Below are 13,293 nucleotides of genomic sequence, written 5' to 3'. Positions count from 1 at the left end.
TATTTACTCTGATTTGCGATCGCAATTTTATGGATATGGAATTTGAGTTTCTGCCTAAGTTACCCAAATCAGATCTGGACGATCGCACCTTTGAAGATCTGGTGAATGAATGTATTCTCAGGATTCCTCGGTACTGTCCCGAATGGACAAACTTTAATCCGGGCGATCCTGGCATTACGATGGTTGAGCTTTTTTCCTGGTTAACTGACCAAATGCTGGTTCGGTTCAATCAGGTTCCACGCCGCAATTATGTTGCATTCTTAGAGTTACTAGGCATTCGTCTTTTACCTCCTACTCCTGCTCAGACTGAAGTTACTTTTTACCTGACGGCTGCTTTGCCAAGCACGTATCAAATTTCACCGGGTACAGAAGTTGCAACGGTTCGGACTGAATCCCAAGACGCGATCGTATTTAGTACCGATCGACCCTTAACGATTGGTACGCCTCGGATTACGCATTTTCTGACTTCTGAGACTGCCGACGCTGCGCCCGTCATGTTACGCGATCGCTTAACGAACTTTTGGACGGAAGAAGATGGGCAATGGGAAGGACAAGCACAATTTATTTTCAATGAGCGTCCTCAGCCTGGAAATTGCTTTTACATTGTGTTTGATCCTCGCTCTGAGATTGAAGGCAATGTGCTAGCGTTGACGCTCAAAGGTGAAGTCGCTAGCTCAGTTGGGATTAATCCCAACCAACCTCCGCGCCATTGGGAAGCTTGGACTGGTTCATCTTGGCAGCCCATTTTGCTGCAAGAAGACGACGATGCAACGTATGGATTTAGCTTTCGAGAAGCAGGGCAAGCGGTTCGGAATGCGATTCGAGAAGCTGATGTTACGCTGCATTTACCGCTGGTTTTTCCAGTGTCGTATTTTGGCGCATATCAGGGGCGCTGGTTGCGGTGTGTATATACTCAACCGCAAATGGGACAGTCTGGATATGCACGCGCCCCAGAACTACTAGGAATGTCGGCTCGAACGATTGGGGGGACGATCGAGGTTCATCAATGTACGCTGATTCGAGATGAATTGCTTGGAGAAAGCAACGGCACACCGGGGCAGACGTTTCAGCTTCAAAGTGGCTCGATTTTGCCGCGTCGAGAAGGCGAGCACTTAATCGTAACTCCGCCAGGAGGATTGCCTCAAATTTGGCGAGAAGTGAATGATTTTGCAGATTCTGGTTCAGAGGATTTGCACTATACGATCGAGTCTTTGACCGGACAGATTCAGTTCGGTCCTTTGATTCGAGAACCTGGACAACTCAAAACCCAAACGAATGTCCGCAGCCGCAATCAGCTCACACTTGGCAACTCAGCACCCCCAAGTTACTCAGAAACTCGTCAGCAAATGGAGCGGCAATATGGAGCAGTTCCAGCACGCGGGGCAACAATTCGGATGGCAGCCTACCGAACTGGAGGCGGACGCAAAGGAAATGTACAAGCCGGAACAATTCAAATTGCGAAATCTGCTGTGCCTTATGTCGATCGCGTGATCAATCATCGCTCTGCGCATCATGGAGCCGATGCAGAATCGCTAGAAGATGCAGTGATCCGAGTGCCGCAGATCTTGAGAACGCGCGATCGCGCCGTGACTCCAGAAGATTTTGAAACGCTAGCCGTGCAGGCAGGACAAGGATCAGTCGCGCGCGCTTTATGCCCGATTCGCTCGACTCAAGAAACAACGCCTGGAGTCGTCGATTTGCTGATTGTGCCCAAAGCCAATCTAGATGGCATTGAAGCAGCGATCGGCATCGCACCGAGCCAATTCAGTCTGACTCTACCTTTGAAAACGCAAATCCTCAGCTATTTGGATGAGCGACGATTGCTTGGTGTGCAAGTAAGACTGCAAGAGCCAGAATATGTAGGCGTGTCTGTGCAAGTCGAAGTTGGATTACTGCCTGAATATCAAAATACCCAAGCACAGCAAACGATTCTTCGACGATTACAAGTTGAACTATATCGATTTTTGAACCCGCTCATCGGTGGCGTGGATCGATGCGGGTGGGAGTTTGGCTGTCCGGTTTATGTTTCGGACATTGTGAGTTTGTTCCAATCGATTGTGGGGGTGCGGTATTTGGGAGCAGTCTTGTTGTTTGAACTGCGGCGGCAAGGTTCAGGCTGGATACGCACCCTAGCGCAAGACGGCATGATTGATCCAGGCAAGACAGGATTGATTTGCTCTTGGGCAGATCCTCGGCTGCGATCGAGTCATGCGATTAGCTTTATGAATTGAGGGAGGATGTTAGATGCGTTCTAGTTCAACTCTCAGCGTCAATCTCACTCCCATGCAAACGCCAGATTCGGCGCGATCGCAAGGCTCAATTCCTCAGTTGCTCCTTCGCCCAGGTGAGCCGAGTGAGCTAGTTGTACAAGTCAGAAATACTGGCTCAGAGCCGATGCAAGTCTCTCTACAGGTGGAAGGGAATTTTCCGCAAGACTGGTGCTGGGTAGGGATGGAAGGCTCAGAGATCTTGCCGCATCAAACGATGGATGCCGTGCTTTATTTTCGAGTGCCTGCGGACTTTTTTGAAGCTGCTGAGGCATTGCGCGATCGACCTCATCTCAACATCAATTACCAAGGTAGAATCTGCGTTCATGCTTCAGAGATTGAAACCGCAGAATTTCAGCTTTTTCTGCGTCCTCGAAGTTTGTACCTTGATTTTTTGCCTGCGATTTATCGAGAAATCGATTTTGTGGGGCGCTTTCTCAAAATCTTTGAAGAAACCTTTGAACCCGCGGTACAGAGCCTAGATGCGCTCTGGGCTTACCTCGATCCACTGACGGCTCCAAAAGCTCTGCTGCCTTTTCTCTCGCACTGGGTTGCTTGGTCAGCAGAATCTCAGATGAGCTTAGATCAGCAGCGGCGATTGATTCGGAATGCAATGCAGATCTACCGATGGCGAGGCACAAGACGAGGATTAAGGTTTTATTTACACCTCGCTACAGGCTTACCACTCGATGAGCATCTCGCTGAAGAGGCAAAGCACATTAGTATCTTTGAGCTTTATCAGCGGGGATTTGTGTTGGGTACAACGCATTTAACCGAAGATGCCATTCTTGGAGGAGGTCGTCCGTTTCATTTCTGTGTCAAATTGCGTCCAGACCCAGATTTTCCGATCGATGAAGCGCTAGTAAGACGGGTGATTGAGCAAGAAAAACCTGCGTTTTGCACCTACGATTTTTGGATTGAACCCCGGAGCCAGACCCATGACGATGCCTTTTCTTCAACGATCGCTACAACCCTTTGAGCGGCTGCAAATTTCAGATGGATTGTTAATCACGGCAAAACGCTGGCAGCAGGCGCATTCCTATCATCGTCAGCGGCAAAATCTCCTCCATCAATCTGTGCATAGTCCTGGGATTGTTTGGGGACTCGGAGTTTCTGTGATTCGTGCGCCGGAGACGATCTCGTCACAATACCGCGATGGTCGTTGGGTACAAATTCAGCCGGGGCTAGCGATCGATAATTTTGGCAATCCGATTGTTGTACCTGCGCCGATTGAGTTTCGTATTGCTTCAGAGGCTTCTGCTAAGCAACCTGTTGAAGTCTTTCTGATGCTACGCTATGTCGATCCTGATAAATTACAAGCACTGCCGGAACAAGAAACGATTCAAGAAACGTTTCGGATTGATGAAACAGTGACTCTGCCGCAAGTCGATGAGATTGAACTCTGCCGAATTTGCTTAGCTCCGGGTCGTCATCAACTCAAACCAGCAGAAAATGTGATGTTTCCTGGGTTGAACGAACTCGATTTGCGCTTCCGTCCTGCGGCGCATGTCCGGCAAACAGAATGGGTCGAGGTGGGATGCTTTTCTGCTTCCGCAACCGCGCAGTTTCGAGCCTTACTGCACAGCGCGATCGCACTTTATCCCAAAATGGCTGGACGGGTTGAACATCTGGCATTTCCCCTCAATTCCTCTGTGACAAAATACCATCTGTTGTATCTGACAAAAGCTCAATTTCTTGCGTTAGATGAGGCTTCGATGCGTGGATTGCTAAGCGCGATCGCGCAAGGCACAACAATCATAGTAGCGGAATCGTTGAAAGGATCAGCGATCGCCGAATTACAGACGGTTCGGCAACAACTCACGGATGCTTTGCTGGAAACTTCTGAATCTGAGGAAACGTATCTAGCAGTACAATGCGAACTGTCTGCTGTTACAGAGCAACTTCAGGAATATTTGCAGCAGCAGCACGCAGAACTAAGCTTTCACTGCCATCAGTTGGGGATTGCAATCAGTCAGGCAGAATTGCTTTCATCCCGTCATCCGTTGAAGACAGAACCTTTCTTATTTTCTCAGTTTCCGACGCTAAGACAACAGCCGATTACGCTGTTAAACTCACAAGGATTGATTCATCTACTAGGTGACTTAAGCGTGGCTTGGGATGGCGAAGTGCCATTTTCCAGGGAAGCCGTGCGAACTTCGCAAGAATTAGGAATTAACGTGTTGCATTTTGCTTGGCAAAGGAAGCAGCGAACTACATTACAGGCAAGTACCGCCGCTCCAGAGCAATCTTCTCAATTCGTGCAAACTTATGCTTAATAAATTCCGACTTCAATTTAAATTTACGCTGTTGCTGAGTGTTCTGTTTCTGGCGAGTACTGGCTTAAGTGCCTTATTGATCTCAGGGCAAGTTCAAGACCGTGCCTCTCAGCAAGTTGTCGATCGAGCCATGACCTTAATGGAGACCATTAGCTCGGTGCGGGATTACACCTCGCAGAAAATCCAACCCCTTCTGGCTGAGAAAATTGAAACAAAAGAGGAATTTGTCGCAGAATCGGTTCCGGCTTATTCAGCCCGCGAAGTGTTTGAGAGATTGCGACAGAAGATGGGTTACGAGGACTTTTTCTACAAAGAAGCAGCCTTGAATCCGACGAATCTTCGCGATCTCGCGAATGAATTTGAAACCTCATTAGTTGAGCGGTTTCGCCAGCAGCAAGACATTCCAAAACTGTTTGGGTTTCAAACCATCGCAGGCAAGCAGCTATTCTATGTCTCACGACCTCTGAGAATGACTGATCCAAGTTGCTTGCGGTGTCATAGTACCCCTGAGGCTGCTCCGAAAAGTCATCTCAAAACTTACGGGAATGAGCGCGGATTTAACTGGAAATTGAATGATGTCGTCGCAGCGCAGACCCTCTACATGCCGAGCGATCGCATTGTGCAAAGTTATCAGCACCAATTTTTGATCGCGTTTGGTGCTTTTGTTGGGATTTTTGCGCTGATCATTTTGGTGTTGAATCTGCTGCTGACACGATCAGTGATTCAGCCGTTGCATCCGATCGCCAAAATTGCGAATGCACTCAATCAGGAAAATGCTGATATCAAAGACGAAGATTTACAGAAACTCAATCGTTTTATTCAGCGTAGGGATGAAATGGGGCAATTAGCCCGCTCATTTCGACATTTAGCCACGTCGATCTGGGCGCGAGAAAATTCTTTAAAACAGCAGCTCGAAATGCTCCATCAGGAAGTTCTCAATGCTCGATCGCCAGATGAAACTGTTGGAACTCAATCGCAAGTTCAGGCATTGCTGGCAAAAGCAAAAGTGATTCGGTCTGCGCTCAAGGTCAATTCAACCCATTCTCAGTCCTAACCTATCAGCCCTAACTCATGTTAAAAGAACTGATTAAAACTCAGGTTTCCACGAAAGAAATTGCCTTTAAGCCGGGTGGTGATCCAGTTGCTTTTGAAGTCAGTGTGCTGAATCATAGTACCCAGTTTGCGACTTTTCAACTGGAAATACTCGCAGCAGGGGTGGATGAAGTCGATCATCACTGGTATCGGTTGTCGCCAGAGGTTTGTAGTAAAACCCCACCCGGCGATCGCACAGTTTTCCAAGTCAAAATTCTCACAAATCCGATTCCAGGATTTGTTGGACAAGTGAATCTTACAGTTCGGGTTTTCTCGCTCGATCTGGCAACCGAGACGAAACAATCAATACGCTTGACTCTAGAACAAGGTTCTGAAGCTGTCCCCTTGGTGGTTGATCTGCTTTTAAACAAGATTCAAACTTATTCGGGTGATTTAATTGAGCTTTTAGTCCGCACGGATAATCCTGGGCAGGTGCCTGTCCGTGCGACGCTGCGCTTGCACGGATTAGCTCCAGAATGGTTTGCTCATGGCGTGGAGCAAACCATTCAAGTCCAGCCTGGACGGACATTAGAATCTATCTTTCTCTGTCAGCCTCCGGTCGAAACTGCTCAAAGTCAGGTGTATCCGTTCCAGGTCGAAGCGGAGATCGAAAATGGTGTGAGTAGCAGCGATTCAGGCACGCTTGAGATTTTACCGACAGGTGCGGCTGATTTTCGCTGTACAGTTCGTCAGCAAAAGATTCCCTTACACTTCCTCGAATTTTTCCAACGGACTGGAACTGCGACTTATCGACTAGAGCTAGAAAATGCAACGAATGTGTCTCAAGATGCCCATATTGAAGTAGATTCTGGCTTTGTTACTTCTGATGAGATTGAAGTTCTTCCAAAGCTAGCTGAACTTCATCCCTATGAAACTCAGCAGTTTCAACTGATAGTTAAAAAACGTCGATCGTGGATCGGACGAACTCAATCTGGAATGCTATCTGTTCGAGCAGTGTGCTCAGACGCTCGGATTAGAACCCAAAACGAATTGCAAGCTTTGGAGTTGAAAGTTGCTCCGATGATTTCGGTATGGTGGCTTTCTGCGATCGCATTTTTTACGATCCCTGTCCCGCTCTGGATTTCCTCTTGTTACAATCCCCACAATCCGCGCTGTGGGCATTCAGGAGCCGTTGCCTCAGTTCAGTTTAATGGCACCGCAGAACAGGCGATTTCAGGCTCGACTGATCAATCGCTCAGGCGCTGGTTGACTGCCGGATTCTTTAATCCGCTTGTGTCCCAAGAAATGGGCATTGTTTCAAAAACCAGCCAGGCAGTTCGAGTGATCCGCTATCAACCGATCGACAATAATCGCATTGCCGCAGGTCTAGAAAACGGAGAGATTCAACTGATCAATCTGCTCAAACAGAATTCTGCGCCCGATAGTATCTTTAGGCTAGGAGCGGGCGATCGCGTTTTTGATCTGAGATTTAGCAACGATTCTCAATACCTATTCAGTGGTCATGGCAGTGGAGCCGTTGCACAATGGAAACTGAGTAGTGCGAGTCTGAATACCAAGCCTGAACAAACCTTAACGGTCAATTTTGCGGTTTCTGCTTTAGCGTTAGTCGGAGACCAGCAATTAGCGATCGCGGGACGATTCAATCGCTTAGAACTTTGGAATTGGAGCCGTAAACAACATAAGCCCATTCGCTACCCGGTTGCAGGGGGGCAAAACCAATATATTCAAAGCCTAGCAAGCGCGAAAGCAAAACCTAATCTCATGGCATCTGCCGATAATCAAGGAACGATTACGCTTTGGAACCTGAAGGAATGCCTTGATTCGCAGCAGCCCTGTCAAGTCATCGAACAGTGGTCAGATGGGCATGGTGGGCAACCAGTCCGCAGTGTCGCCTTGAGTCCCAATGGTTGCTATCTTGCGAGTGCTGGTGCAGATGGCACAGCAAAGCTATGGGCACTTTCGCCGAATGGTCATCGGGCTGAACATCCTGACTCTGGCAAAGTCATCCAAAAGTCGTTGCGATCGAACGCCGGGATTGAGAGTGTGGATGTGGCGATTGTGAAAGATCAGGTGTTGGTGCTGAGTGGAGGTGCAGATACTCAGGTGCAGATGGATCAAGTGAACCGATTTAAGAATTTGGAGTGCGATCGTGATTAGTGCTGCGAAACATCCTAGCTTAGAAGAACTCTTGCAGTTGCCCATTCATCAACGTCGCCTAGTGAATTGGCTGATGCGTCATTCGGGTTCGACACTCTCGGAAATTGCCACAGCTTTGGGAGGGCAGCGGGCTGAAATTCAGCAAGAGTTAGAGGCTCTGATTGCACAGGGGTTTTTGCAAGAAACCCGTTTTGCAGGTCAATCTCTGTATAGTTCTAATTTGCAGCCTATTCGCGATCAGGATGCTCATACTGATCAAAATCTACCGATCTCTAAGCCATTAGTTGCGATCGTCAATTCGTCGGGTCACGATACTGTCATTCCCGGCACCTCTTTTACGCTAGATGTCAGTATTCGCAACCAAGGCGATCATCATGCCATCATTGATGTGTCTCTAGAAGAGATGGCTCCAGAACTTGCAGCGTGGTGTCTTAGTCCGCAAGAATCTCTAGCACTCGGGGCACAGCAGGCAGGAGATGTGTCTTTTGAATTTCACATTCCGGCGGCAGCATTTCCAGCGACGTATAGCTATACGATCGTGGTTGATGCACTTCAGCATTACCCAGAGTTTCCAGCGATTCAGTGCCAGCAGAAGCTAGAAGTCTTAGCAGCAGTTCAAGCAAGCGCGAGTGCGAGTGATCCGACCTTTGCAATTCAACCTGCGACGAGTGTAACTCAGCCTGCGATCGTACAGCCTGGTGCGGCACTGCAAGTGCAAATCATGGTGCAAAATCGCTCTGATCGCGTCGATCGGTTTCGATTTGTCTGCAATGACTTGCCGCAAGCCTGGTGGAAAGTCATTTATCCGCAGGCAGTTCAACTTTCTGGATTTATTTTAGAATCAGACTGCCTCAATCTAAATCCAGGCGAGCAAGATCAAATTCTACTGATTGTGACTCCGCCGCTGACTGCAACCGCAGGCAATTATATTCCAACGCTGCAAATCAAATCTGATAACTATTCCGATCTTTCATTCGTTGATCTGCTCTACTTGCAGATTACCCCTGTCTACTCACTTCAGGCTGAGCTGCGGACACTGAGCAATCGCATTAAGCAACAAAATGGATTGTTCCAGGTTCGCTTAACGAATCAAGGAAATACTCAACGTCAGCTCACGATTCATGCCCAAGAAGTTGACGCGCAAGCAGTCTGTAACTATATTTTAGACTCTCCAACCATTGAGCTAGCGGCTCATAGTACGGCAACGTTAGATTTGCGAGTCCAGCCTAAACAAGGGTGGCGCAGACCTTTAGTCGGTGGCGGGCAGGTCATCAATTTTAACGTCAACTTTCAGGATGAGCAGAAACATCCGATCATGCCCGAAACGGCTCCTGGGCTGGTGATTTGGGAAGCTCGCCCATTTTGGCAAATTTTACCTCTGATTTTGGCAGGAGTCTTAGGGGTTGGAGCGATCGCATATCTTCTCTGGTTTTTTCTCATCCGCACTCCCGAATCTCCAAAAATCGTAGACTTTGCTCCAGAAGATACACAGTACGCAGCCCTGAGCAGCGATGTCGTGCACCTCACTTGGCGAATTCGTGAACCGCATCGAATTCAATCGCTCAAGCTCGTCGGCTTAACTACTGATGGCAAGCCTGCAACACTGCCAACGGTTTATGATTTTAGCCGTGGGCTGCCCGATGTGCTGAAACCAGTCTGTACGATGCAAGTGGATTGGTTAGTCTGCCGGAATGTTCGCACAAATGCGCGCAAAGCAGGAGAGTATGTGTTTGAGTTGACGATCGAGCCGAAACCGTTTCGCAATGCGACTGGAGAGAGTAAGAAAACGCCTCCTGTCAAGATTGAACCGATGCCGACGGCTCAGATTGTAAGTTTTGCTTCGACACAGCCGATCTATCAGGAGGTTCCGAAATTTGATCCAAGCGATCCAAAAGTTAAAAATCAACCCAAGTTAGAGCCTGCTGAAGTGCGGTTAAATTGGGCGATCGCGAATCCTGCTCAATTGCAAACGCTGCAATGGATTGGACGTACGGCAGATGGAGCCGTGGTGAGTCCAGTTCAATCTTTTGATTTTAGTCAAGGTGTGCCTGAGCCGCTGAAACCTTTTTGTAAGCTGGATGCTCAGTTAGTCTGTCAGGCAGTTAAAACGGGATTGGGCAAGCCTGGAGACTATATTTTTGAACTAACGACGATTTCTAAGACGGGAGAAGTTTCTCAGCCCCGTAAAAGTGAATTGGTTAAAATTCTACCGAAGCCCCCTCGAATTCTGAGTTTGAAGCTTAATGGACAGGAAGCACAGCCGAAATATGTTGTTGCGATCGTTCCAGGTCAGCCGAATTTAATGGTGTCTCTGGCTTGGAAAATTGATACGAGCGCGGGCAGTAAAGTCGAACTCCTGCCTACACCTGGTAGTATTCCACCGGAAGGATCGGTGACTTTGCCACTGGCAGCTAAACCCGGAAATCTGATGTTCACATTGCAGGTTACTAGCCCGACGGGGCAGCAGGTTGTCAGAGCGATCCAAGTTGAGATGTTCGATCCGAATGCACAAGATCCAGCAGCAGTGGCAGCAGCAGCAGCGACAGCCGCCTTATCTGCAAAGCAGGCGGAAGCGGGTACATCGGATGAGAACGGAGGAAATAGCTTGCTTCCCGTTCCTTCTGTGCCTGATATACTCTCTCCTTTAGAAGCTCCGCCTGAGTTTGGGCAGTAAAAACTTAGCTTCTGGTGGAATTTGGAGCGATACAAATTCCACCAGAAGCATCAACGCAATAGTTTGACTAGATTCCAGGAATTTCTGAGACGTGGCTTTTCAATTCTTCTACTGAAAAGCGCACGACTTCTTGCCATTCCTCAGTCGTAAATTCATAACCTCGCTCACCCGCAAGTTTGACAAAGGTATCGACATCCGGTGCTGTATTCAACTCATCTCGCAAACTTGGATTCATTTGCGCTGCCCGAAATAGCTTGACTACTTGTTCCTTTGCCATGATTGACTCCATTTGCTAAAACTGCACGGATTGTTCTCGATCGAGTGCTTTGACAATCTTATTTCAGCAATCCAAAACTGCAACAAACTTTTTCTCCGTAATGCTATCGTTGATGATCTTTCAACATACATCTACCCTTCAGATCGAGATTGTATGTTTCTTCTTAAGTAGGTATCGGGCGAATGCTGCCGATCATTTCTTCTATCCAACAACGAATTTTCAATTCCTACTTACGGCAGTCTCCCGCTGAACTCCGCCAAGCTAGATTTGATCGGCTCTACACAGTGGCTCTGTTCCGCCCTGATCTCGATGCAATTCGATCGCAATGGTTCCCGCCCGAATCCGTTCAACCTGAACCGGATAAATCTAGCAGTCATTCGATTTTTGATTCAATCTATCAACAGTATCGCTGCACTCAAGGTGATCCGCTCCGGTGTCGAGAAAGCTCCAAAACCCTACACTGCGAAACCTGCAAATTCCCCACTCAACTGCCTCAACAATCCCGTATTGCAGGTCAATTTGGTCAATATCAAATTGAACATTGGATCGATCGACAAGGCATGGCGAGAGTCTATGCTGCTACCCAAACTGAGACGAAGCAGGCGATCGCATTAAAAGAATATATTTTCCCCGATCAATACTTCAATTCAACAGATCGCTACCGTCAGAAAGATACCTTCAAACGGCTGTCCGGCTTAACCCTAGCAGATGGACGCTCCCAAGATGCTCGATTACTCTGCCCGATTGAAACAATTGCCGACCCAACGACTGAACGTTGCTATTTAATTTTCGACGATCGCTATCATTTCCCAACGCTAAAAGCGTATTTATCAGAAACAGGTGCCATGCCTGCAAAGTTAGTACAGCAAATCCTGAATCAGATTCTACAAACGTTAGAACTGCTTCATGTACAACGATTTCGCCTTCCGGCTGGACAACTTCAAGCTGGAATGGCTCATGGTAATTTACGGCTCGATACTATTCGAGTTGCTCAGCAAGACGATTCACTCGGGCTGATACCGCCGACTTCACACGCATCTCCCACACTGTTTCTCTATCTTTCAGATCTAGCATTATGGGAAGATTTGAGCGTTCCGCCATTCATTAAGCTTCCGCCTCGAACGGTTGCGAGTGACTTAGTTGCAGTTGGACAAATCGGATTTTATCTTCTTCTCGGTGGACAGTTTGATGCCGCCGGAAAGCCATTTGATCCTGGTTCTCCAGAGCATTGGATGAATGTAGAGCCAGCTTTTAAGCACTGGCTATTACGATCGCTCGAAATTGAATCTCCGTTTGAAAGTGCTGCGATCGCTCGTCAAGCTCTACTGGATTTAGCTTCAGAACAGCAGATTGCCAAAGCTTCGGCTCAACTTGCTCCTGAGCCAAAAGATCGAATGCCAAGATGGGTGCTTCCTCTGCTTGGACTGGTGGGCGTGATGGCGCTAGGTGTGATGGCTTGGCGATTTTTGCCCAAAGCAGAATCAGCGGCAACTCAGTCTCCTGAAGCGCCTGCTCCTTGCTGTATCAATGCGGTTAGCATCCCACAAGGACAGTTCAAATATACCGCAGTTAAAAATGGAACTTGGAGCTATGTCCTGCAACAGCCTGATCTGATTGAGCAGGGTCAAACGCTAGAAGCAAAATTGAAAGCTGCTCAACCTAAATTGCAATTAGCATTAGAGCTATCCGATTCGATCGATCAAGCAGTTCAAAAAGTTCAGGCAAGAACAGTAGATTTTGCGATCGCGCCTCTTCCTCCGAACCAATCTGCAGACTTAGAGTATCAAGCGATCGCTTATGACGGATTAGCGGTCGTCGTTGCTTTTAGCTATGTTGAACGTCAGCAAGGGCTACCTAGTCAATTAAACGGGCAGCTTCATCTTGATCAGTTAAAACAGATTTATCAAGCGAGAGTGAGTAACTGGCAGGAGCTTGGCGGATCTGCCTTACCGATTAAACTCTATGCTCCAACCGATGTAGAAGCCGTTCAGCTTTTTGAGAATCGAGTGTTGCAAGGTAAAAAACTTCCGAGCCAAGACGCAATTTCGGGTCAAGGCGTAACTCAACAGTCGCATTTTCCAATGTTGCGATCGATTCTCCGAGATTTTGAGGAAGGCAGAACTGGAGGAATTGGATTTGCGCCTTTGAGTAAAGTATTTGGACAATGTGCGGTTTATCCCTTAGCTATTCAAACCAAAGAGCACAAAGCGATCCAATTGCTCAAGCTTCCTCAAGAGCCAATTCGTCCAAGTACGGATTTATGCAATCAAAAGGGAAGCTATTCGGCAAATCGCGAAGTGATGCGATCGCAACAGTATCCGCTGACTTATCCAATCGTGGTGATTTACTCGAAAGACAACGATCGATCAAAGATAGGCGCGAAATTTGCGGAAATTCTGAAGACTCAGGAAGGACAGAAATTACTCGCTCAAACGGGTCTAGTGCCATTACAAGATTAAAATTTTTGCCCGATTGCAGGTAGAAAACCATTTGCAGTCGGGCAAAAATTTGGCGATAGGAGAGTTGCTTTGAAAGTAGAAGAGTGTAGTTGTCTGCAGGTTATCAATTTGCTCTTTTTGACCCACAAAC

General features: G+C 47.7%; 8 protein-coding genes. 7 read left to right on the top strand and 1 reads right to left on the bottom strand.

Translation table 11 applies throughout. The features are described 5' to 3' along the window. Positions 1 to 29 precede the first annotated feature (29 nt). The 6 genes from J0L70_RS05920 to J0L70_RS05895 are packed head-to-tail and all read left to right on the top strand — an operon-like array spanning position 30 to position 10,427. Positions 30 to 2,231, top strand: coding sequence for a putative baseplate assembly protein (locus tag J0L70_RS05920; protein WP_287453539.1), 2,202 nt, complete (start codon positions 30 to 32; stop codon positions 2,229 to 2,231). Positions 2,232 to 2,244: 13 nt separating this feature from the next. After that, the gene (locus J0L70_RS05915; protein ID WP_017289457.1) at positions 2,245 to 3,246 is read left to right on the top strand and encodes a phage tail protein; all 1,002 of its coding nucleotides are present in this window, start codon (positions 2,245 to 2,247) and stop codon (positions 3,244 to 3,246) included. After that, positions 3,206 to 4,543, top strand: a complete 1,338-nt coding sequence (locus tag J0L70_RS05910) for a hypothetical protein (RefSeq protein WP_287453538.1) — start codon at positions 3,206 to 3,208, stop codon at positions 4,541 to 4,543. The genes J0L70_RS05915 and J0L70_RS05910 overlap by 41 nt, the downstream gene beginning before the upstream one ends. After that, complete coding sequence (locus J0L70_RS05905) at positions 4,536 to 5,597, top strand: Tll0287-like and HAMP domain-containing protein (protein ID WP_287453537.1); 1,062 nt, start codon at positions 4,536 to 4,538, stop codon at positions 5,595 to 5,597. Before J0L70_RS05910 ends, J0L70_RS05905 begins: the two co-directional genes overlap by 8 nt. Positions 5,598 to 5,614: 17 nt before the next feature. After that, on the top strand, positions 5,615 to 7,753 hold the full coding sequence (locus tag J0L70_RS05900) for a WD40 repeat domain-containing protein (protein ID WP_287453536.1): 2,139 nt from the start codon (positions 5,615 to 5,617) through the stop codon (positions 7,751 to 7,753). After that, positions 7,746 to 10,427 carry a COG1470 family protein gene (locus J0L70_RS05895; protein WP_287453535.1) on the top strand — a complete coding sequence of 894 codons (2,682 nt, stop codon included), beginning with the start codon at positions 7,746 to 7,748 and terminating at the stop codon, positions 10,425 to 10,427. The genes J0L70_RS05900 and J0L70_RS05895 overlap by 8 nt, the downstream gene beginning before the upstream one ends. Positions 10,428 to 10,494: 67 nt before the next feature. Here J0L70_RS05895 and J0L70_RS05890 read toward each other — a convergent pair whose 3' ends face one another. After that, a complete protein-coding gene (locus J0L70_RS05890; protein WP_017289452.1) occupies positions 10,495 to 10,704 on the bottom strand; it encodes a Nif11-like leader peptide family natural product precursor in 210 nt (69 codons plus the stop codon). A 182-nt stretch (positions 10,705 to 10,886) separates the two neighbouring features. Here J0L70_RS05890 and J0L70_RS05885 point away from each other — a divergent pair, with 182 nt between their 5' ends. Continuing rightward, positions 10,887 to 13,163, top strand: a complete 2,277-nt coding sequence (locus tag J0L70_RS05885; RefSeq protein ID WP_287453534.1) for a substrate-binding domain-containing protein — start codon at positions 10,887 to 10,889, stop codon at positions 13,161 to 13,163. Positions 13,164 to 13,293: the final 130 nt, after the last annotated feature.

It is taken from the genome of Leptolyngbya sp. UWPOB_LEPTO1 (assembly GCF_017302695.1).
Classification (GTDB): domain Bacteria; phylum Cyanobacteriota; class Cyanobacteriia; order Leptolyngbyales; family Leptolyngbyaceae; genus Leptolyngbya; species Leptolyngbya boryana.
Note: the sequence above shows the minus strand (reverse complement) of the source record. Positions and strands in the feature narration are given on the sequence as shown.